Source organism: Ottowia thiooxydans, assembly GCF_040548795.1.
GTDB classification, from domain to species: domain Bacteria; phylum Pseudomonadota; class Gammaproteobacteria; order Burkholderiales; family Burkholderiaceae_C; genus Ottowia; species Ottowia thiooxydans_A.
In genome coordinates, this window is the sequence record NZ_JBEPSH010000005.1 from 79,487 (window position 1) to 101,199 (window position 21,713).

The window sequence follows — 21,713 nt, forward strand, 5'->3', positions numbered from 1 at the left end:
AATGAGCATCGCCCCCGGGCCTCGCCATTTGGCGAGGCCTTTCTTCTCGTGTGGTGGGCCCTGTCTTCAGGCCGTCAGGTCGACGACCGTGGCGTCGGCTGCGTTCTTTTTGACCGAGGCAATGCCGCCTTCCATGGCGGAGGGGGACGAATAGGTCTCGCTGCGGCCTATCACCTGGCCGTTGGCGGCCTTGAGGTTGAAGTACGGCTGGCCGCTGGTGGAGGTGCTGCGCTCGTAGCGCTCGTCCAGCGGCGCATTGGCTTTTACCGAGTCGATGCCCTGCTGGGCGCTGGTCTTGGCCTCGTAGAGCTGACTCGTCAAAATAATCTCGCCGTTGCCGGCCTTCAGATTAAACATGAACTTGTCGTTCTTGGACTTGGTGATTTCGAACTTGCCGCTCATTGAATCCCTCCGTTAATTAAATGAAATGCCGGTAGGCACAGGCTTTGTACCAGATCCACCTGACAGGCTTGTAGGAGGAGTTGTCCATGCTTCTCATTCATGGGTTCTGCCAAAGCCTATATTTGCGCCGATCTTGAGCCTTCATCAGGGGTCGAAAGGGGACTAAATAACTGCGTGTTCGGTGTGTTTTCAGTTTTCTGAAAAAGGGTCTTTAGTGCTAAGAAAGCAAGCGAATGCTAGAGGGCAACCCAATTTTTGCCATCATATTGTTGAGTTTGTTTTCAAAAGTATTTTTTGAAAACCTCCAGCGAATGCGATGGCGGCCGAACCTCCTATTTGGGAGCGCAAGCGTGCCGACCAACGCCACTCCCGCGCGTCCTCTGCAGATGGAAAATTTTCATGACACACGCTTCGTGCGTCCGTACGGCAATGACTTTGGTACCGGCGCGTTGTCAGGAGATCGCGCTGGCGCAAGTCCACCTGCCGGCGGACGCCGAGGCCCTAGCGCTCATGCAATTGGCGCATGGCGTCCCCGAACCGACTGTATTCCTTGCCTCGTCAAGACAGGTCCTCAAGGCTGAAAAATGCTTATCGGCCTATGCACCGCCGTCAGACGGCCATCATTTTTTCGGAATACCGGCCGCACTGATCAATTGACCATACCGTGCAATCTCGGAGGAGACAAAGCTGCGCAATTGATCGGGACTCATGGACATCGTAGAGGCGCCCATCTTTTGAATGTATTCCTTGCCATGTGGGCTGGCGAGGATCTTGTTGATTTCTGCATTCAGCCGTTTCACGATCGCTGGATCGGTTTTGGCGGGTGCAAACACTGCAACAAAACTCACGAGCGCCACGTTTTGAAAGCCAGCCTCGGTCATGGTTGGGATATTGGGAAGCAGCTGTACCCGTGAGGCATCGGTCACGCCCAGTGCCTTGACCTGCCCGCCGTTGATGAAGCCGGCTGCCGCAAATGGATCTGAAAACGTAAAGTCAATCTGTCCGCCGACCAGATCTGTCATGACCTGGGGCATGCCGCGGTAGGGGGCAATGGTCAGTTCCAGACTGCCCGCCGTTTTCAGCAACTCTGCTGCAATTCGACTTGAGGTGTTACCGGTGCCTAGGGACAAAGGCTTGCCAGCAGCACCACGTTCCTTGGCGAGCTTCATGAAGCTCGCCACATCGTTAGATGGAAAGTCCTTGCGCACCACCAGCATCTGCGGGATCTTCATCACGCCAGCAACGGCTTCAAAATCCTTTTCCGGGTCGTAGGGAAGCGTGTTGTACAACGCGGGATTAGAGCCGTGAGCCGAGTTGGTGCTCACCATCAGCGTATAGCCGTCGGGCGCCGCAGCCTTGACCGCTTGCGCTGCGATGATGCCGTCGGCGCCCGTACGATTGTCAATCACAAACGTTTGGCCCAGGCTTTTGCGCAGTTCGTCCGCAAGGAAACGCGACACGCCGTCAGTGGCGCTTCCGGCTGGAAATGGCAAGACCAGCTTGATGGGCCGGTCGGGATAGGTCTGAGCCAAAGCCAACGTGGTGCCGGTAAGCAATGCGCAGGCTGCGAAGAGGTGTTTGAGTAGACGAACGACGGTCACGACTTGTCTCCTGTATTTCTGTTTCTAAGGAATCGGCGCAGTGCACACTCACACGGTTTACTCCGACCGTGCGCAGTCTATGAATGGCGCCTGTCATGTGTCCATTCGTTTTTTCGGGATGCGGAGTCCCTGATTCCTGAAGATGTGACTTTGGGGAGCCTCTGCGCGAATCCTCGGCGACACGTTAATGCGTCTGCGGCATGAAGCATTAGCGGTTGGTCCCTCGCATGCATCCTTAGACCATTACCCGGGTCCACTTTGCCCTGGCTTGGTGGGAGCGAAGCGGAGGTTGGTTGTTTTTGACAGGTGTCGCGAGCGAGCCCCCACCTCAGGCGGCTTGGCGTTGCAACTGCTCCCAGCCGATACAGCTAGACCAACGGTTTTCGGCACAGGATCCAGAACGATCACTGCACGCTCAAAGCATGGCGTGCAGGGCTAGGGAAAATGACCTATCGCTGTCTAAAGCACGCCCGTAGCCATGCTGTTCAGTAGGCTCATCAGTGTCTTGTCCTCATAGCGGGCCAATCCCAGCGTTTTGGCATATTCAGGCAAAGGACTTCCCGCCACCAGGGCCGCGCCAAGCGAGCCTGTCGAACACGCGGCCATCGTGCCGAACCCCGACAGTGCGCCCGCAACGAAGGCGCCTTCGGTACGCATCGGTCCGATGAGGGGCCAGTTCTCATCGGTCATGGTGTAGTAGCCGCCATAGTGGTGCGCGCCACGCGGTAGACGGCCAATATAGGCAGCCAGGCCCGGGTGCAAACGACTTCCGGCGCGCAGCACCGAATCTGGAAACTGCGGGTCTCTGGGCTCATCATCATGCGGGTCCGTCGCTGTCGCGTTGTACGCCCAACCCATCTTGATCCAATTGCCGTCCACCGCTCCGTCTGGACGGCAGTGAATGCCGCCGGGCATGGGTTCCACCAGCTTGCGGCTGGCGGGGTCAGAGGCCAGCAGTTCACGGTCTTCGTCCGACCAGACCAGCGTCTGGCCGTCCAGGTCGATGGTGAAAGGCATCTGACGTGGGATGGCGCCCTCGCGGTCCTGGAACGCGATCTTTTGCTGGTAGAGGCATTTGACCGGAAGATCTTCGCCCAGCATCTTGGCGATGTCGCGCAAAAAGGGGCCGGCGGCATTCACCAGGCGGTTCGCACGCAGGGTGGCTGTACCGCCACCTTCGTTCTGCAAGTCCAGCGTGAACGGCTTGGCCCGCGAGATGCCCTTGACCTGCGCGCGCACCAACTGGCCACCAGCGGCGCGAAATTGCTCCAACATGTATTGGCCCATCTGCTGGCCGCTGATAGAGCCCGCGCTGCGGATGTGAATGATGCTGCGAACGTCCGTTGCCAGGTGCGGAAAATGTTGTCTGATCAGCGCGGTATCAAGGAGCACATCAACGCCATCCGGCGCAGCCTGCCACGGCGTGCGCACTGGCGGCTGGTAGCCGGTAGATCGCGATTCGTGGAGGCGGATCTGCTGGCTGGATTGCGCATAGCCGCGGTACAGATCGTCAATCAGATCTTGCGGCCGCTCGCGCCGCGTGACCAGCGCATAGCCACCCCGCGTCATGTTCAGCCGGCCGCCGCTGGCGATGTCCATCTCTTCCATCAAACGAGTGCTGTGGTCCGTGAACGCGGTCATGGTGGGATGCGGCCACCAGTTGCGGTAGTTCTCCCCGGACTGCGCCGAGGTCAGACTCATAGGGTCGCGCGCATCGATGAGCGCCACGCTCCGGATGCCTTGCTCTTTGACCAGGTAATAGGCCACGGCAATGCCTGCATTGCCTGCGCCGATGACGGCGACATCAACTTCTTCCATAAACATAGATTCCTTGGGGAGGTACTAGCGAACGATGGTGACGCGGCGTTGCAGAGACTTGGCGACGCGTGAAAGACTGACGCAGACCACGAGGTAGACGAACGCTACCGTCAGGTACATCTCATGCGGACGGCCGTCGCGCTTGGCAACAAAATCAGCGCTGCCAAAGAAGTCCTTGATGGACAGAACCGACACCAGCGACACGTCCTGGAACAGCACAATGGTCTGGCTCAGCAATACCGGCAGCATGTTGCGAAAGGCCTGGGGCACGATGATGTAGGCCATTACCGTCCAGTAACCCATGCCCAGTGCCTTGCCGGCGTGCAGCTGACCAGGGGGAATGGATTGCATGCCCGCGCGCATGATTTCGCAGAAATAGCAGGCTTCAAACAGGATGAAGGTAATCACGCAGGAGGTGAGCGCGTTGATTTCCACAGGTCGCTGGCTGCCCGTCACCCACGCTGCGATGTAGGGCACCAGAAAGAAGAACCAGAAGATCACCAAAAGCAGCGGAATGGAGCGCAACGTGTTGACGTAGGCGCCAATCATCCGGGACAGCACCGCGTTGCCTGAAAGCCGCCCCAGTGCCAGCAACGTGCCCAGCAGTACCCCGCCCAGCGCGGAGATGGCAGTCAGCTGTAGCGTGAACCAAAAGCCCTTGGCCAGTTGCGGCAGAACCCGGATGATGAGGTTGGTATCGAAGTCCATTGCCCTTCACCTCGACTGCCGAATACCCAGGCCCGGCACGTCGAGCTTGCGCTCAATGAAGGCCATGAGCCTGACGACCAGCAGATTCACGGCCAGGTAGATCAGCGTCGCCGCCGTGAACGCCTCGAAGATCTGGAAGGTGGTTTCCTGCATCGACCGCGTGGCGGCCATCAGTTCCACCACGGCGATGGTGAAGGCCACCGAAGTGTTCTTGATGATGTTGAGAAACTCATTCGTCAGCGCTGGTAATATCTTGCGCAAGCCCACGGGCAGCAGCACATACCGATAGACCTCTGAAGTTGTAAGCCCCAAGGCGCGCGCTGCATGGCTCTGCCCGGTTGGAATGGCCTGGATACCTGCTCGCACCTGCTCCGCCACGCGGGCGGAGGTATAAAAAGACAGGCACAGGATGGCGGCAACCACGTTGTATTTGTCCCAGGCCTTGACAGCAGAGGCGGCGCTTTCCGGCAGCAGGTCGGGCGCCACATAGAACCAAAGGAACATCTGCACGATCAGCGGAATGCTCCGAAAGAATTCCACATACGCGTCGGCCAGACGCGCGAACACGCCGCCGGTGAAGGTGCGGGCGACGCCGACGACGGCGCCGGTCAACAGCGCCACAACCCAGGCGCTCAAGCCGACCACCAGCGTCCACTTCAGGCCCAGAAAAAGCGTGCCAAGATAGCTATAGACGCCGTCCGACGAGGTGGCCCAGAGAATGGGCCAGTTCCACTGGTACATGAAGGTATGCCAGGCGTCTTATTGGTTTTATGGGTCTTCTTGATTTACTCGATACCCTTGTCGTTAGGGCTGGCTAGCACGCTCTTAAGCGCCGCCGTCATCGGGAAATTGAGGTTCACATTCTTGGGTGGAATGGGCGACTCAAACCATTTGGCATAAAGCTTCTGATAATCACCCGAGCGCACCAAAGCGGCCAGCGTCTTGTCCACCGCGGCCTTGAACTGCGCATCATCCTTGCGCATGACCAAGCCGTAGGGTTCCACGCGCAGCGCTTCGTCGATCAGCTTGAAGTCGGCTGGTTTGGCACTGTTGGCCACCTGCGATGCCAGCAAAATATCGTCCATTACGAACGCCTGTGCTCGGCCGGTGCTGAACATCAGGAACGACTGGGCATGGTCAGGGTTGGTCAGCTTCTTGGTCTCAAACTTCTTTTCCTGCTCGAACTTGGTCAGCAAACTGATGGAGGTCGAAGCGGCAGTGAGCGCCACGGTCTTGTCGTTCAGATCGGCAAACTTGTTGATGCCACTATCGCGGCGCACCACAGCGCGGATGCTGGAGACATAGAGCGTATTGCTGAAGGACACTTGCTTTTGCCGCTCTACGGTGTTCGTCGCCGGTCCACAGACAATGTCCACGCCCTGGTTCTGTAGCAGAGGAATCTGGGTACTGAGGGTCACTGGGCGCAGTACGACCTTCACTTCCTGCTTGAGATCGGCCTTGATCGTGTCGACCACGCGGGCGCAGATGTCCATGAAAAAGCCAATAGGCTTTCCATCGTCGGTCAGGTAGGAGAACGGAACAGACACATCGCGGTGGCCAATGCGGATCTCGCCGGTTTCCTTGATGCGCTGCATGGTCCCGTTCAGAGGCTGGGCGTAGGCCGCACCGGTGGCAAGCAAGGCGATAGAGGCGACGCAAGCGCCCAGAACAAGGTGGCGTGAGTGTTGCATGGAAGGCTCCTGGGTTGACGCGAGCTAAAAATGAACCGCGAACCCCTGGATTCTTCCTATTTAACTGTTCGTGAAAAGCGATATTTTTAGATAAAACATATTCCTTGAGGTGATGTTTTATCTGGCATTCGCTTCACTGCCCGCCTAACCACCTCTTTCGTCGCCAGTTAACCCCAGTTAACGCCGCGCTGTAGTGGTGTTGATCTGGAAGGGCTGGCTGAAATCGCAGCACTCTTTCACCAGCTCCACAACGGCATCCAGGAACGTGCTGCGCAGCTCTTTCTTGTAAGCAGCCACATAGGGAATGTCCGGTGCCTGAGGCGTTACCCTGAAGACCTGTAAAAGACCTGCGCTGATCAACGGCGACAGGCATCTGTGCGGCAGGCGGCTAACACCCAGTCCAGACACCGTCATGGCAACAATGGAGACAAGGTTGCTGCTGACGATGGTGTTTTCAGGCACAACGCCCAGGCTTTTGAGCCAACGGTTGAAGATGCGGCCCGTTCCCGAACGCGCGCCTTCGACCAGGAACGTCTGTTCGGTGAGTTCGTCAAGCGCAATGGTCTTGCGCCGAATCAAGCCGGGCTTGCACATCCAGCCCATCTCCACCTCGCCCACAACTTCTTTGACCAACCGGCTGTCTTCCAGCTCGGAGGGAACGACGATGAGGTCAAGTTCGCCAGCCAGCAACTTGTCGCGCAGCGGCACCATGGCGTCCGCATCCAATTCGATGATCACGCGTGGCCAGGTCAGGCGTATGCGCGCCATCAGCGCCGGCATCCAGGTCATGGCAGCCACCTCGGTCACCCCGATGCGCAGCCGACGCTCGATGACGTCCGCCCGTGAAAACGCCTCGACAGCTGCGTTACGCTGATCGAGAAGGCTTTTGGCGATGTGATACATCTCCTGACCCTTCTCGCTCAGTTGCGCCGTGCGCAAGGTGCGGTCAAACAGCGGCGTGTCGAAGAGCGACTCAAGCTCCTGCACACGCTTGGAAACCGCAGACTGCGTCGTGTTGAGCCGGGCCGCCGCCTGCGCGAAGCCGCCAAGTTCCACGACCCAGTAGATGGCTTCAAGTTGTTTGAACGTCAACATAAACAAGTGTAGTCGCTCACTCCGTTTGTCTGACCGGGCAACTTGCAGTCAGACTCCTTGTTTGTCCGCGGTGAAGCATCTCAGAGCGGCTGGTGATGAGATTGGCTGCTGGCGGAGCGCGGGCGTGTTTCTAAAAAGCCACTAACGGCACTAAAGATGCGCAAAATGTATCGCATAAGATTTAATATGCGGACAAGCGGTTTCCCAATCACACCCTTTCGCCGAGGTTTAAAGATGTTTAAACGTTCTCGTCAACTTTATTGCGTGGCCATCGCGGCTATGGCGTTGACGGCGTGGGTGCCGGCTCAAGCACAGAGTTACTTCAACGGCTACAGTGACGCTGCTACCCCCCGAGTGCTTGCTCCGGGAGAGACCACAACGGTGACGATCACTCTGGTACCGCCGGGGGAAAATTGGGGTGTAGTCGCGAGGCTTACTGAGCCCACGCTGAATCCCGGCGCCGGCCCCTTCGCTATCACGGGCGGTACGTGCGATACCATGACCTACACAGGGGGGGCAGATCCGGCTTCCAACTGCACCATCGAGGTCACTAACACCAGCAATGTGCCGGTTGCTGCCGAGGGTACTCTGAGCATCGGGTGTGTCGCGGTGGTACCCCAGGTCGGTGGATTTATGTTCAATTGCTCTGCCACGGAAGACGGCAGTGCAGAGCCCACCAGTACGCCAGGCGTGGTAGCCCAGTTCAGCAGCCGCGTAGCCGCCGCAACGGCCGTGGCGGTCGATACCTTGGGACCTATGGGGCTGACCTTGTTGGCGCTTTCTCTCTTTGGCTTCGCCAGCGCTCGGGGTTTGCGCAAGAAAAGCTGAGGAATGCCTGGCGGCTTCGCCCGGCTCAGACGCCTGGCAGTGCGCAGTGAGATTTGAACACCATGGTTGATTCGGAGTTCGCTCGCTTCGTCAATTTAGTGGCCATGGTTGCCGTGTTCGGCGGTTTTGCGCTAACCGCCGTACTCGAATCCATCTGGCCACGTTATCAATGGAGCGCGCGCGAACGCACGCTGCATTTTCTCCAGAATCTACTGATCTGGATTACGCTGGTGGTCAGCTTCAGTCTCGTGTTCCAGTGGTTTCTAAAGCCCGTCTGGGATGTGCTCAGTCTGCAAAAAGTCGGCCTTTTGAATCTACTGGAAGTTCCCTACTGGGCCGCATGGGCAGTAGGTTTCCTGATCGCCGATTTTTCAGACTACCTGGTTCACCGGATCTCTCATCAGTGGAAGCCCATGTGGCTTCTGCATGCGGTCCATCACTCGGATCCAAAGGTGGATGTTTCCACCTCGTTGCGCCAACACCCGCTGTCGCCGTTTCCAGGACTTGCATTCAGACTGGTCATCCTGTTGGGATTTGGCGTGCCGCTGGAGGTGTTCCTGGTGCGCGATGCGCTGGCGATCGTTCTTTCGCACATGCACCATGCAGCGATTGCCTGGACTCCCAATGCGCTGGCCTGGTGGGAGCGCTGGGTGGGCTGGCTGCTTGTCACCCCAGCGGCTCATCAAACTCATCATTCGCCCGACGTGAAATACACGGACAGCAACTTTGGGCAATTTCTTTCCCTATGGGACCGGTGGCTGGGCACGTATCAAACACCACCCATTCCCTTGCAGGAGACAGGGCTGAGTCGGCTTAGCGATCCCGAATGGCATACATGGTGGGGCTTGCTTAAAACGCCATGGAAAGTAAGGCGCTACTGGGACCAGCTATAGGGAAGGGTGGGTTCAAGCAGAGTTCTCACGCCAAGCGATACATCCAATAGGCTGTTATTTTGATTGACAGCTTTCAGTTTGTTTTTTGAGTCTATAAACCATGATGCGTGAATCAACTAGACAGGGGGAGTTTCCCATGGCGCTGGCTGACAGCGTCCTCAAAGGGCTGGGAGACGCGGTGCTCAAGCTTGGGCAATAGACACTATTGCATCTTCACCTCAGCCTTCTGAATCACATCTTTCATCAAAGCATCGTCCTTGGCGAGCTGAGCCTTGAACTCCGCAGGGCCTTGATACGACGCGGCCATGCTCATCTTGGTGAGTTTGTCTGTATCCATGGATTGCATCACTTCGCGTGACGCTTCGCCCAGTTTGTCCACCACGTCCGAAGGGGTGCCTTTAGGGACAAAAACCCCATACCAGTTGGGTGTGTCCAGATCAACGCCCACTTCCTTGAGTGTGGGAACACTCTTGAGCTCGGGGTGGTGGATGTTGACCATGCTCACCATGGGCCGAAGCTGTCCGGCCTTCACCTGAGGAATCACGACGCTGTCGTACACAAAATCCACCCGGCCGGAGATGAGATCAGGAATGAACTCGGCGGAACCTTTGTACGGTACGTGCACGGTTTTGACGCCAAGCTTGAGGTTCATGAGCTCGCCCATCAGGTGGGTCATGGTGGCGGGGCCGGCTGAAGCGAATGAATACTTGCCCGGGTTCTTCTTCAGTTCTGCCACCAGCTCATTGAAGTTGTTCGCGGGGAAATCCTTGCGCACGACCATCACGGGTATCCACGAGGTGAGCTTGGCGACAGGCAAAAAAGCTTCTAATGGGTCCAGCCCCATCTTGGTGAGATGCGGGGTTACCACGAACACACCGGTGGGAGCGACGAACAAGGTGTTGCCGTCCGCCGGTGCGCGTGCTGCGGCCTGCGCGCCAATCACCGCACCGGCGCCTGGGCGGTTCTCCACCACGACGGGGCGGCCCAGTTTCTTACCCAGAGCTTCCGCGTAAAGCCGCGCAATGTTGTCCGCGTTACCACCCGCTGGGTAGGGCACTATTACACGCAGATTCCGGTCTTGCTGTGCCATGGCGGGCAGTGTTAGAGCGAGTGCAGTCAGGGCGAACACCAAGCGTCTTTTCATGGTTTGTCTCTTTTCACTATGGGAATGGTTTTAGTATGGGCCATTTTTCTAACTTTGGGCAAAGCACGGCCAGATGGTGCGGAAACGATGTAGTGGATTCAATGTTCATTGATGAACCCATTCTGAAGTTTTATTGATAAAAATTATTTACTAAGCAGCAAGATCATTTCAATTCACAAAACAAGTCACCGTCCCTACAGTGCGCTTTAAGCAAATGGAGACTGATTAAAGTGAAACGGGACATCGAACCCATGGCCGACACAGTGCGGCGCCTTCTTCATCCGCGTTCTATTGCCGTCATTGGCGCTTCGGACGACGAGACCAAATGGGGGGGCCGCTTCATGGCTATTTGCGCAAGCACCCGCCACAAGGCGAGTTGTACCCGATCAATCCGAAGGCTAAAACCATATTTGGCTTGCCAGCCTACCCTACGGTGTCTGCCTGCCCGGGCCGGTGGACATGGCCGTGTTGCTGCTGCCACGTCAACATACGCCTGCCGCAATGGTCGACTGTGCCGCCAAAGGCGTTCAATGCGTGGTGGCCATTACATCGGGCTACGCAGAAAGTGGCGCCGAAGGCAAGGCTGCTCAGGATCTCATGGTGGCGGAGGCGCGGGCTGCTGGCATGCGCATCGTGGGCCCCAACTGCATGGGTTTGATGAATACGCACCATAACCTGGCGGCGACAACCGGAGTGGTTGTTGGCTTAGTAGACAAGCTGCCCAAAGGGGGTATCGGTATCGTCAGCCAGAGCGGCGCACTCATGGGCACCATGCTGGCCCGCGGAGTGGACATGGAGGCCGGCTTCAGTTCCACCGTGTCGGTGGGCAATCAGGCGGACCTGAACATCAACGACTTCTTTGAATACTTAATCGAAGGCCCAAAGACCGATGTCATCTGCCTCTACATTGAAGAAGTGCGCGAGCCTGCTCGCTTTGCCGCGTTGCTCGCGAGTGCACGTGCCGCAGATAAACCCGTCCTGGTGCTGAAGGCGGGGCGTACTGCGGCAGGTGCGGCCGCCGTTAGCTCACACACCGCCAGTCTGGCCGGTCCCTATGCGGTGTTCGAAGCCGTCTGCCGCGCCCACGGCGTGTTGCTGTTCGAGAGTCCGTTCGACATGATTCAAGGCGCCATGCTCATGGGCCGTCGGCCAGAGATGAGCTCCAATGCCGTGGCCGAACGCTTTGCCGATGATGTCGCGCCGCTGATTACTGCCGTTGCCAACGCCTAGGACCTACTCTCGCAACACACATCGCTGCGCGTTTTTTTGCTGGATGGAGTGAGATTCAGAATACGAGTTCGTTTGAACAGTTAACAAGCTATTGAAAAACGACGTGAAGCACTCATCAGCAGGTTCCCCATGTTTCGCGAGCCTGCGCGATCAGGACGTCCCGGTGTTGCGGCGCCGCGATAGCAGCCAGAGCCCGAATCCGTTCACGGATCGTGCGGCCACGCAATCGCGCGATGCCGTACTCAGTGGCAACGATGTCGACGTCGCTGCGCGGCGTGGTGACCGGACCTGACAGCGACGCGACAATCTTTGATTCGCCGTTTTTGCCCGTCGCAGCCAGCGCGACGATCGACACGCCACCCTCGGAAAGGCTTGCACCGCGCACAAAGTCGACCTGACCGCCCACCGCGCCGAAATAATCGGAGCCTATAGCTTCAGCATTCACCTGACCGGTGAGGTCGACTTCGAGCGCAGAGTTGAGTGACACGAGCTGCTTCACCGAAGCAATTGTCGAGCTCGCATGCGTGTAGCTGCTCGGGCACAGGCGGAAAGCGGGGTTGCGGTCCGCGAACCGGTACAGCCGCTCGGTGCCAATCAGGCTGCCCGTGACCGTGACGCCCGGGTCAATGCCTTTATAGGCGTTGGTCACGACGCCGCGCTCCATCAGATCGACGACTGAATCTCCTACCATCCCTGAATGTATGCCAAGGTCGCGCCGGTCTCCGAGCATAGCGATGATCGCTTCGGGCACACCGCCGATGCCGACCTGCAGCGTCGCACGGTCGGGTATTACGTCCTGGAGATTTTTCGCGATTGCTCGCTCGGTGTCGCCGAACGGGGCTGCGAGCAGTTCTACCACGGGCCGATTAGTGGAGATCATTGCCGTGATCTCTTCCCGGCGCAGCGGATGGTCGCAAGGCGTCCAGGGGACCTGCTCGTTCACCTCAGCGATCACCTCGCGCGCCGATGCGATAGCCGCCCTCACGTAATCGTTGATTACCCCGAAGCTGTGCTCGCCCGCATCGTTGGACGGACTCACGAGTACCATCGCCACGTCGCAACGGATCGTGCCGTCACGAATCAGCCCCGCGACTGATGAGATATGGCACGGGACCGGATCGAGCACGCCCGAGGTGGCGAGCTTGCGAAGCGTACCGACACCGCCGATGCCCGAGAAGCGCAGATGGTCAGCGTGGGCGGGTTGGAACGTGCGCGAAAAACCCGAGCCGAAGAAAATGCTGCTGCCGCTCAGTGCCGCACGCTGCTGCACCAGGGCCTCGGTGAGTGTCAGCGGCTCGCCCGTGGCTTGCCCGAACACAATGCCGTCGCCAGGCCGTATGTAACGTGCGAGGTCCAGTGTCATTTGCAGCTCGCTGCAGAGAGATCGAGTACCTTCTGTGCTCGCTTCAGAAGCGGTGCATCGATCATCTTGCCTTCGAAGTCGATCGTGCCGATGCCGTTCCGCATAGCAGCCTCGTAGGTGTCCACGAGCCGCCGCGCGGTGTCGTGTTCCTCGGAGGTGGGGGTGTACGCAGCATTCGCGAGCTTCACCTGCCCTGGGGTGACGCAGGTTTTTCCGTCAAATCCCATGTCACGGCCGCTGAGCGTGTCTTCGGTAAAGAGTGCGTCGTCGCGAATGTCCACTACCGCCTGGTCGATTGCGAGCACGCCTGCGGCCTTTGCGGCCATCACGACCATACCGCGTGCGGTCGCGACTTCGACACCTCCGCGCGTGCGCCGCGCGCCCATCTCGGCGGTGAAGTCCTCCGCGCCGAAATACACTGCATCCAGGTGCGGCGAGGTGGCGCAAATCGCCACTGCATTGAGCACGCCGCGTATCGATTCGATGCCGCCAATCACGAATCGAGGCCGGCGGCGCGGTGCCTCGGCATCGCGGCGCCGTATCCAGTGCGCCACCGGAAATAGCTCGTCCGCACTCTCGAGCTTCGGCACGACAATGCCGTCGATGTCACACGCTAGCGCTGCGGCGACGTCGTCAAGGTACAGCGGCGACGATGGGAGGTTCACGCGCACCGTGAGCAATCCGTGATAACCGCCGTTGCGCGCCTTGCCCACGGTCTCGGCAAGCATTTCGCGCGCGCGTACCTTATCAGCGAACGGTGTGCCATCTTCGAGGTCGATGACGCAGCAGTCTGCGCCGAAGCGGGGGAACTTGGCCACGAGGTCTGGCCGGTTTGCGGGAGCGAGGAGGAACGAACGCATCATGCCTGGACTCCCGTGTGCGATGCGTCGAAGCCATATTCTCGGAGGACCTCACCCGTGTGTTGCCCTAGCATCGGTGGCGGTCGGCGGAACTCGCAGGGAGTCTCGGAGAACTTGACCGGAAAACCGAAGGTCTGCACTTCACCCGCAGCGGGGTGATGGAACGTCTGTAGCATCTCGCGATCGGAAATTTGCGGATCTGCCAGCAATTTATCGAGTTTGTTGACAGGGGCGAGCGGCACGTCGAGATCCTCCATGATGGCGACCCATTCGTCGACGGTCTTCGTTAGAAACCGCGCATTGACGATATCGAGAAACTCTTCGCGGTTGGCGAGCCGCTGGGAGATGGTGAGAAAGCGTGGGTTTTCTGCTAACTCGCGCAGTCCGAGGCCCACAGCTGCGCGCTGCCACAACCGGTCGTTGAACGTGGCCATCGCCACCCATCCGTCGCTGCAGCGGAACGCGCCGTAGGGCACAATACTCGGATGGCCCGCGCCCTGGGACTGCGGCACTTTACCCGTGGCATGGTAAGCCGTGATGTGGTAGGAGAGAAAAGCGACTTGACCTTCCATGAGCGATGTGTCGACAAGTTGCCCCCTTCCTGTGAGATGCCGCGCCTGCAGTGCTGCGAGCACGCCGTAGGCGCCGAAAAGCCCCGTTGTCATGTCCGCCATGCTCACACCGACGCGCAGCGGGCCGCCATCGACTTCTCCCGTTAGACCCATGATTCCCGCGAAGGCCTGTGCGTACACATCGGTCGCGGGTTTGTTGCGCCGTGGGCCGGTGCGCCCGAAGCCAGTGAGCGCGCAATAGATCAACCGCGGGTTGACCTTGCGCAGCACCTCGTAGCCGAGCCCGAGCCGGTCCATTACGTCAGAGCGGTAATTCTCGACAAGCACATCTGCTGTCTCGGCCATGCGCAGCATCACTTCCTTGCCCTCGGCGGTCGTGAGGTCGAGAACGATACTGCGCTTGTTGCGGTTTACGCTCATGAAGTAGGTGCTCTCACCATTCACCATTGGCGGCCATTCTCGACTGTCGTCGCCGAGCCCCGGCGGTTCGATCTTGATCACGTCAGCCCCGAGATCGGCCAGCATAAGGCCGCACATCGGTCCGGCGAGGGCTCGCCCTAGGTCGAGGACCTTCACTCCTTCAAGCGCTTGCATGGGATTCCTTGTGTTCAGTCAATGACGCAGTACGCCGCCGCGGTCGACGCGTTGGCGCAGCATGTCGAGTTCCATATCAGTGGGCGGCGCGGTGAAAGGCACTTGGCGCGGAACGATGAGGTCGCACCCCGTTTGATCTACGAGTTCCGCCAGGCTTTGGCCCGGATGCACCGAGCGCAGCCTCAACCGCAGCGTTTGTTCGTCGAAGTCCATCACACCGCGTGGGCTGATCACGAGCGCCGGACCACCGCCCCGCAGAGCTAGCTTCTCGCGTGAATTCGGGCCCGAGCCATGACCGATTGCGGTCATGTAGTCAAGCTTCTTCACGAAGGATCGTGGGCTATGCTCGTGCATGTATATGAAGAAGCGTTTGGCCATCGCCGATGAGTACGCGAGGCCTGCCGCGCCCGGACCGCGCATGGCCGTGCCGTCCTTCAGCATCACGGTACTAAGGTTGATGTTGCCGTAGCCATCGACCTGCATCGCACCGGCGAAGAACCAGTCGCGCCTCGTATGAAAGACGCCGCTCGAGGCCATCACCGCTTCGGTACCTGCATAAAGATTGCGGTAGTCCATCGTCGAGTGGAACAGCGGACTCCATGGTTTGTCGACCAGGGAAGCCACGAAGCCGACTGCACTCGTGATGATCGACAGGTTGGGTGCATGCATGAGTTGCGCGAGCCGCGCCGCAGCCAGTGGAATCTCGCTACGCGAGCCACCTGGCGAGCCCACTTCGCCGTCGCGCAGCTCACGGCTCAGGACGATGGCCGCGAGCTCGCCCCACGACCATTGTTGGTGTTCAACTTCCTGCATAGATGTCCTTGCGCAACGCGGCCAACCGCGACGGCGTGATGGAGCGGTCAAGGTACGCCTCGTGCGTCTCCTGTGTCCGCACATGCTCGTTTAACCATGAGTCCATCTCCAGCTCCCCCTTACGCGCCTGGACCTGGTAGTTTTCGATGTAGGCTTCGTCGTACTGGTAGCTTCCGTGTGAAGAGCACGGATGCGCGCCCCAGGGGGCCTCGACGACAGCATCGACGAGGATGTGAGCGATGGTCGTGCGGAACGGGTCTGCGGAGATCAACGACGGCGGCACAAGTTCATCGACGCTCGCGATCACCTTGCCGCCGCATCGACGCGTGGCTTCGGCAATCAACACGTCGGAAAAGGGGTACCCAGCGTAAGTGAGGTTGCCCCATCTGTCGCCGCGCGACGCATGGATGATTGAAACGTCGGGGCGGATCGCCGGCACGGCCACCATCGGCTCGCCGGTGATCGGGTCGTCGATAGCCCGCAGATCGGGATTCGTACGAAGGAGGTCGGTGCCGACACCGGTCTTCGTAATACCCGACGGGAGGTTCTTGGCGGTGGCCTCAATTCCTGCGATCACCTGAGTTTCGTCGCAGTCCCAGACGCGCAGACGTCCATCGGCCGCATGACGCCTGAAATTCGATGCAAGCCCGAGGTACTCGAATCCGAGGTACGGTACACGCACCTCCGCGACGCAGCCGGCAGCGATCAGAAGATCGACGTCGATAGACGCCTGCGTTATCGCGACCACGGTGAGGCCGCGGGTGCGCCGCCGCGCAATCTCGCGGATGAGTCTCATGGGCTTGTTGTGGAACAACGAGCCGCCGATCGCGAGCGTAGCGCCGTCTTTCAGCCACGCGAGTGCGTCGGCCGCAGAGGCCTGTATGGAAGTCCGCTGCGTCATTCGGGCTGGATCCCGGCGTCCTTGATGCGCGCGCCCCATGCATCTAGCTGCACTTTGGCGTAGTCGGTGTGCTCGGCGAGGGTGTTCGTCTGCAGATCGAGGCCGGCAGCCGCGAAACGCTGCCTCACGTCGTCGCGCTGGCCCATTCTCACGATCTCAACGCTGAGGCGGTCCGCGATGTCCTTGGGGATACCCGCAGCCGCACCGATGCCGAGCCACACCTCTGGATCGAACTCGCCCATGCCCGATTCGGCGAGCGTCGGGACATCAGGCAGTTGGTTCGATCGCGTGCGTGACGTAATCGCGAGCGCACGCAGCTTGCCTGCCTTGACATGCGATGCCGCCACGGAGGGGTCTGCCATCATGAAGCGGGTCTGTCCGCCGATCAGATCGGTAACCGCGGGCGGCTGGCTCTTATAGGGCACACCCATCGTGCTCACCTTTCCAAGCGAGGAAAACGTGGCTGCCGCGACCTGAGAAGTGGATGAGCCATAGCCGTAGCTCAAACCGGGGTTTTTGCGCGCGTACTCGAGAAATTCCCTGACATTCTTCGCGGGCACGTCGGGATGCACCAGCAGCAGGAAAGGCACGTTGATGACGCGGCCTATGTGCACAAAGTCCTTGAGCGGGTCGTAAGGCATTTTCTTGAGGAGCCACGGGCCCGCGGAGTGGGTGGCCGAGGTCGTGAGCAACAGGGTGTGGCCGTCAGGAGCCGCCTTCGAGACGATTTCAACTCCAATCAGGCCGGCGCCCCCCGGCTTGTTGTCCACTACGAAAGTCCCACCGAGCGACTTGCGCATCTCGTCCGCGAAAACGCGTGCAACCATGTCACTCGCGCTACCTGGTGTGAACGGTACAACCACGCGCACCGGCTTGTCGCCCGGGTAGGTCTGCGCGCAGAGCACGAGCGGTACGGCGAAAGCCACACCAGCCAGCCAATGAACCAGTTTCTTCATGCATGTCTCCGTTGTACGGGGAAATCTGCTTATTCGGGCTGGATGCCTGCATCCTTGATGCGCTTGCCCCATGCGGCCAACTGGTCGCGCATGAACACTGCGTGATCGGGCATCGTGTTGGTCACGAGATCGAAGCCTACGGCCTGGAAGCGCTGCCGCACGTCCTCGCGCTGGCCCATCTTCATGATCTCGGAGCTGAGTTTTTCAGTGATGTCCCTCGGCAGGCCCCGCGGCGCACCTATGCCGATCCACACTTCGAGGTCGAACTCCGGCATCCCCGATTCGGCGAGTGTGGGCACTTCCGGGAACTGCGGAGAACGGTTACGCGACGTGATCGCGATTGCGCGCAGTTTGCCGGCCTTGATCTGCGGGCCGACCACCGAGAGGTCGCCCATCATGAAGCGGGTCTGACCGCCTATCAGATCGGTCACTGCGGGCGGCTGGCTCTTGTACGGCACATTGACTGTCTGGATCTTGGCCAGCGCGGAGAACGTGGCCGCGGCCACCTGCGAAGTGGCCGACCCGTGTCCGTATGCCAGGCCGGGATTCTGGCCTGCATAGTCGATAAATTCCTTGACCGACTTCGCAGGCACGTCGGGATGTACGACCAGCAGGAACGGCACCGTGATCACGCGCGCGATGTGCGTGAAATCCTTGATGGGGTCGTAGGTCACTTTCTTGGTGAGCCAGGGCCCTGCTGAGTTCTGTGCCGACGATGTTTGCAGCAGCGTGTAGCCATCGGGCGATGACTTGGCCGCCATCTCGGTGCCGATCTGTCCCGACGCACCCGGCTTGTTGTCGATGATGAACGTGCTTCCCATCGATTTGCGCAACTCGTCGGCCACCACCCGCGCGACGGTGTCGCCTCCGCTGCCCGGTGTGAACGGAACGATGATCTTCACTGGCTTGTCCGGATAGACCTGTGCACTCACCGCCAGCGGTATCGCCAACAGCACACCGACAGCCCATGCATGCAAATTCATAGTTTTGTCTCCTGATTTTTCTGTATACAGAATAAGATTCTATATACAATATTCACTCTATCAGACCAGCAAGTACCCCACAAGGGGGTGAGTGCCTAGACCCACCATGCCAAAAACGCCTTCGATCGACACGCCCTACATGGTCCCAGCCGTGAATCGGTCGATTCAGATACTCCGCTATCTCCAACGTAACAAGAAGGTCACGGTCACCGACGTGGCACATGCACTCGGTGTCGGACCGAGCACTTGCTACGCGATCCTCAAGACGCTCCAGCACCATAATTTCATCGCGTTCGACGAGCGCACCAAGACCTACAGTCTCGGACTGGCGCTACTCGAGCTCGGCGGATCAGTGAGTCGCGACTTCACCTCGGTGCACAAGGCACGATCACACCTTTCGACCTATGCCCGCGAGACTGGTCTCACAGTGTTTGTCGCGGCGCGCGCGAGCCACGAACATCTGCTCGTGGTAGACCGCGAGGAACCACCGGGCGACGTGCGCGTCGACATCGCAGTAGGCACGCGCTTCCGCATCACCGAGGGATTGAGCGGCCGCTGCTTCATGGCTTACTTGCCTGAGGAAGAATGCGATGCATTGATCGAATCCCTCGGGCTTCACCCCTTCGCAGGTCTTCCAGCACCCTCTCCGGCCATGTACCGCGCGCAGTTGCGCGCAACCAGGAAGGCCGGCTTCGTGACCCTGGTCGACCTTCCCCAGAGAGGATCGAATGGGGTGGCGGCGCCAATCTTCGACAGCGAGGGTCGCGTGCTCTTTGCTGTAGCGGCAATGGGACTCAGTCCATCGATCACCGGCAAGGCGATCAAGGAGACCGGCGCCACCCTGCGCCGTACCACAGACCTCATTACGCACAGTCTCAATGAAACAGCCACCTGAACGTGGGCAGAATCCCGAGTCCCGGGACGACGAAGTGTCTCGTCGTTGTCGACTTGCAGAGCCATACTCCGATGGCTATAGAGATCAGTATGTACAAAATGGCAACCCAGAGCACATCCGTCCTCACATCAATTCAGGCTGACTGGAATCGCGCCCTCCTCAGACCAGGAAACCGCCTTCACACATTGGTGTTCCGCGTTTTCGTACATTGTTCCAAATGCTGGAGGAGCGAAACCCTTTGCGTTGCTTGCAGAACAGGCATTGACAGTTCGCTACGCTGCGGACGTTCTAACGCATGGCAAGCAGCGACTGCCTGACTGCTTGTACGGCGGGAATGCCCAGCGCTTCGCGGCGAATGGCCAGTACCATCCGATCTTCTGGAAAAGGCACGCGCAAGCGCACCGGCTTCACCTTTCCCAAAGCCTCGTAGTAACGCACAGCGCTTCGAGGCGCGATGGTCACGAAGGAGGGGTTCTCCGCCATGATGGCGAAGCTTGCGTGAAAGGACGGTGATTCGATGACAGGAACGGGAGGCTGCATGCCCAGCCCCAGGAAGGCAACTTCAAACGCTTGCCGTGTGTACGTTCCCCGGGGCGCCACAATCCACGGTTGATCGATCAAGTCTTCCAGTCGGACGACCCGGCGGCTCGCCAGCTTTGAAGAAGGGGCGCACGCCGCCTCGTATGGATCGTTTTGCAAGAGCGAGATTTCGAAGCGCTCCATCCAACCCACCTCCTCACTCACTTCCAGGCGGCTGATCACCACATCCAGGGCACCGGAAACCAGATCCGCCATCAAGCCAGAGACGGAGGATTCGTGAAGATGGATGCGCGGAAGCGCATTCTGCTGTTCCAGTTGCAGCACCAAGTCGGGAAGGATGGAGATGCCGGCCAGGCGGAGGATGCCCATGCGTACCAGAGGGCGCTCTTGCATGGTGCTCAACTGCTCGTCCAATGCATGGAGCGCATGGATGGCGATTCGACCTCGTTCCAAAGCGCGTTGACCGGCTGCGGTCAGCACGCCACCTCGGGTGCTCCTGTCTACAAGAGACTGACGCAGCGCGATTTCCATTTCCTGCAAGAGTTTGGTGGCCCTGGGCTGGCTGATGCGCAGCGCCTCTGAAGCCGCGGTGAGTGAACCATGGCGCGCTATCAGATCAAGCAGCTTGAAATGCTTGAGCCGAAGGTGATCGGAACGCGAACGTTTGTCTGACTCAGTGTCGATGGTATCCATACTTCATTCGAATTCGGAATGGCTTCATTCTCAAATCATAGTATTCAGGAAACCAATGGTCCACCACAATTTGGCATCTTTCGACCCAAGCTAAAACCAAGGAGACGACCGTATGTCAGGCAAGAACAATGAGTTTGAACAGGGGTTCATGCAGAAACGAAGCACTTTGTTCAAGGTCTTGCTGGGTGCAGCCATCACAGTGTCAGGCTCAGTTGCGCTGGCCAATGAGCCCAACTATCCCGCCAAGCCGGTCCGGATGATCGTGAGCTACGCGGCAGGCAACGTCACCGATACCTTGGCTCGCATTGTGGGCGACGGCCTGGCCGCTCGATGGGGCCAACCGGTCACGATTGAAAACAAGCCGGGCTCCGGCGGAAGTCTGGGCGCACAGGTGGCAGTCAAGACACCGCCAGATGGTTACACGCTGCTGGTCTCGGCCATGGCCGCCATGGCCATCAACCCGCACGTGTATAGCAATGTCGGCTATGACGTACGAAAGGACTTTGTTCCCGTTGTGAGCATGGCTTACCCAGACATGATCATGGTGCTTACGCCCGGGTTGAAGATCGATTCACTTGCCAAGCTGGTGGAGTTCGGCAAGGCCAATCCTGCTGCCCTGAACTACGGGACCGCGGGCAACGGCACCGTACCGCACTTGAATATGGAGCAGCTGAAAGCGCGCAGCGGCTTGGTGGCGCAGCATGTTCCTTACAAGGCCGCGGCGGCCGTGCTGACGGATCTGATCGGAGGCAGGGTACAGATTCAGCAGGAAGCCTCTTCTGTGCTGCTTCCGCAAGTCAAGGCAGGCAAGGTCATTCCTGTCGCGGTGGGCTCTCAGGTACGCAGCAAGCAATTGCCCGACGTGCCTACCCTTTCAGAGCTGTATCCAGGGTTTGAACCGGTGACGCCATGGCTGGGCATTTTTGCCCCAGCAGGCACCTCGCCCGCGATCGTGGAAAAGATCAACCGCGATGTGCGTGAAATTCTTTCGCGCCCAGCGATTCAGAAGCAGCTTTCAGACAACGGACTCACGGTCTCCGACGGGCCGCAAAAGCAGTTTGAAGCCACCGTTCGAAAGGACTACGACCGGCTTGGCGCATTGGTGCAAAAAATGAACCTGAAGGTGGATTGAG

Annotated in this window: 21 protein-coding genes; 5 read left to right on the plus strand and 16 right to left on the minus strand. The window is 59.1% G+C overall.

From position 1 onward, the window contains the following. Positions 1-66 precede the first annotated feature (66 nt). The 7 genes from ABIE13_RS12505 to ABIE13_RS12535 all read right to left on the minus strand — a co-directional run bounded on the left by ABIE13_RS12505 (position 67) and on the right by ABIE13_RS12535 (position 7,315). Positions 67-402 (minus strand): YegP family protein, encoded by a 336-nt coding sequence (locus tag ABIE13_RS12505; protein ID WP_354443855.1) that lies wholly within the window; start codon positions 400-402, stop codon positions 67-69. A 620-nt stretch (positions 403-1,022) separates the two neighbouring features. Beyond that, positions 1,023-2,003, minus strand: coding sequence for a Bug family tripartite tricarboxylate transporter substrate binding protein (locus ABIE13_RS12510; protein WP_354443857.1), 981 nt, complete (start codon positions 2,001-2,003; stop codon positions 1,023-1,025). A 459-nt stretch (positions 2,004-2,462) separates the two neighbouring features. Next, positions 2,463-3,821: an NAD(P)/FAD-dependent oxidoreductase gene (locus ABIE13_RS12515; protein ID WP_354443859.1), complete on the minus strand. Its 1,359-nt coding sequence runs from the start codon at positions 3,819-3,821 to the stop codon at positions 2,463-2,465. A 24-nt stretch (positions 3,822-3,845) separates the two neighbouring features. Then, positions 3,846-4,529: an amino acid ABC transporter permease gene (locus ABIE13_RS12520; protein ID WP_354443860.1), complete on the minus strand. Its 684-nt coding sequence runs from the start codon at positions 4,527-4,529 to the stop codon at positions 3,846-3,848. 6 nt (positions 4,530-4,535) lie between these two features. Further along, entirely contained in the window at positions 4,536-5,270 is a 735-nt protein-coding gene (locus ABIE13_RS12525; protein WP_354443862.1) for an amino acid ABC transporter permease, read from the minus strand. Positions 5,271-5,314: 44 nt separating this feature from the next. Further along, entirely contained in the window at positions 5,315-6,220 is a 906-nt protein-coding gene (locus tag ABIE13_RS12530; protein ID WP_354443864.1) for an amino acid ABC transporter substrate-binding protein, read from the minus strand. Positions 6,221-6,397: 177 nt separating this feature from the next. After that, positions 6,398-7,315, minus strand: coding sequence for a LysR family transcriptional regulator (locus ABIE13_RS12535; protein WP_354443865.1), 918 nt, complete (start codon positions 7,313-7,315; stop codon positions 6,398-6,400). 234 nt (positions 7,316-7,549) lie between these two features. Between ABIE13_RS12535 and ABIE13_RS12540 the strand changes: the two genes are divergently transcribed. Further along, on the plus strand, positions 7,550-8,143 hold the full coding sequence (locus tag ABIE13_RS12540) for a hypothetical protein (RefSeq protein WP_354443866.1): 594 nt from the start codon (positions 7,550-7,552) through the stop codon (positions 8,141-8,143). Positions 8,144-8,205: 62 nt separating this feature from the next. Beyond that, positions 8,206-9,036, plus strand: a complete 831-nt coding sequence (locus tag ABIE13_RS12545; RefSeq protein ID WP_354443868.1) for a sterol desaturase family protein — start codon at positions 8,206-8,208, stop codon at positions 9,034-9,036. A 202-nt stretch (positions 9,037-9,238) separates the two neighbouring features. Here ABIE13_RS12545 and ABIE13_RS12550 read toward each other — a convergent pair whose 3' ends face one another. Continuing rightward, the gene (locus ABIE13_RS12550) at positions 9,239-10,180 is read right to left on the minus strand and encodes a Bug family tripartite tricarboxylate transporter substrate binding protein (protein WP_354443869.1); all 942 of its coding nucleotides are present in this window, start codon (positions 10,178-10,180) and stop codon (positions 9,239-9,241) included. 453 nt (positions 10,181-10,633) lie between these two features. Here ABIE13_RS12550 and ABIE13_RS12555 point away from each other — a divergent pair, with 453 nt between their 5' ends. Continuing rightward, positions 10,634-11,410 (plus strand): CoA-binding protein, encoded by a 777-nt coding sequence (locus ABIE13_RS12555; protein WP_354443871.1) that lies wholly within the window; start codon positions 10,634-10,636, stop codon positions 11,408-11,410. Between the two features lie 115 nt (positions 11,411-11,525). Here ABIE13_RS12555 and ABIE13_RS12560 read toward each other — a convergent pair whose 3' ends face one another. From ABIE13_RS12560 to ABIE13_RS12590, 7 genes are read right to left on the minus strand one after another with little or no spacing between them, the layout of a single operon-like run. Next, on the minus strand, positions 11,526-12,773 hold the full coding sequence (locus tag ABIE13_RS12560; RefSeq protein ID WP_354443873.1) for an acetyl-CoA hydrolase/transferase family protein: 1,248 nt from the start codon (positions 12,771-12,773) through the stop codon (positions 11,526-11,528). Next, the gene (locus tag ABIE13_RS12565) at positions 12,770-13,636 is read right to left on the minus strand and encodes an HpcH/HpaI aldolase/citrate lyase family protein (RefSeq protein WP_354443875.1); all 867 of its coding nucleotides are present in this window, start codon (positions 13,634-13,636) and stop codon (positions 12,770-12,772) included. The genes ABIE13_RS12560 and ABIE13_RS12565 overlap by 4 nt, the downstream gene beginning before the upstream one ends. Further along, positions 13,633-14,799, minus strand: coding sequence for a CaiB/BaiF CoA transferase family protein (locus ABIE13_RS12570; RefSeq protein ID WP_354443876.1), 1,167 nt, complete (start codon positions 14,797-14,799; stop codon positions 13,633-13,635). The genes ABIE13_RS12565 and ABIE13_RS12570 overlap by 4 nt, the downstream gene beginning before the upstream one ends. A gap of 18 nt (positions 14,800-14,817) precedes the next feature. Then, positions 14,818-15,612 (minus strand): CoA-transferase, encoded by a 795-nt coding sequence (locus tag ABIE13_RS12575; RefSeq protein WP_354443877.1) that lies wholly within the window; start codon positions 15,610-15,612, stop codon positions 14,818-14,820. Further along, positions 15,599-16,513: a CoA transferase subunit A gene (locus ABIE13_RS12580; RefSeq protein ID WP_354443879.1), complete on the minus strand. Its 915-nt coding sequence runs from the start codon at positions 16,511-16,513 to the stop codon at positions 15,599-15,601. Before ABIE13_RS12580 ends, ABIE13_RS12575 begins: the two co-directional genes overlap by 14 nt. Then, the gene (locus tag ABIE13_RS12585; RefSeq protein ID WP_354443881.1) at positions 16,510-17,469 is read right to left on the minus strand and encodes a Bug family tripartite tricarboxylate transporter substrate binding protein; all 960 of its coding nucleotides are present in this window, start codon (positions 17,467-17,469) and stop codon (positions 16,510-16,512) included. Before ABIE13_RS12585 ends, ABIE13_RS12580 begins: the two co-directional genes overlap by 4 nt. A 29-nt stretch (positions 17,470-17,498) precedes the next feature. After that, entirely contained in the window at positions 17,499-18,452 is a 954-nt protein-coding gene (locus ABIE13_RS12590; protein WP_354443883.1) for a Bug family tripartite tricarboxylate transporter substrate binding protein, read from the minus strand. 106 nt (positions 18,453-18,558) lie between these two features. On the opposite strand from ABIE13_RS12590, the gene ABIE13_RS12595 reads away from it, so the two are divergent. Continuing rightward, on the plus strand, positions 18,559-19,347 hold the full coding sequence (locus ABIE13_RS12595; RefSeq protein ID WP_354443885.1) for an IclR family transcriptional regulator: 789 nt from the start codon (positions 18,559-18,561) through the stop codon (positions 19,345-19,347). Between the two features lie 288 nt (positions 19,348-19,635). On the opposite strand, the gene ABIE13_RS12600 is transcribed toward ABIE13_RS12595, so the two are convergent. Then, positions 19,636-20,580 (minus strand): LysR family transcriptional regulator, encoded by a 945-nt coding sequence (locus tag ABIE13_RS12600; RefSeq protein WP_354443886.1) that lies wholly within the window; start codon positions 20,578-20,580, stop codon positions 19,636-19,638. A 112-nt stretch (positions 20,581-20,692) separates the two neighbouring features. Between ABIE13_RS12600 and ABIE13_RS12605 the strand changes: the two genes are divergently transcribed. Then, positions 20,693-21,712, plus strand: a complete 1,020-nt coding sequence (locus ABIE13_RS12605) for a Bug family tripartite tricarboxylate transporter substrate binding protein (protein WP_354443888.1) — start codon at positions 20,693-20,695, stop codon at positions 21,710-21,712. Position 21,713: the final 1 nt, after the last annotated feature.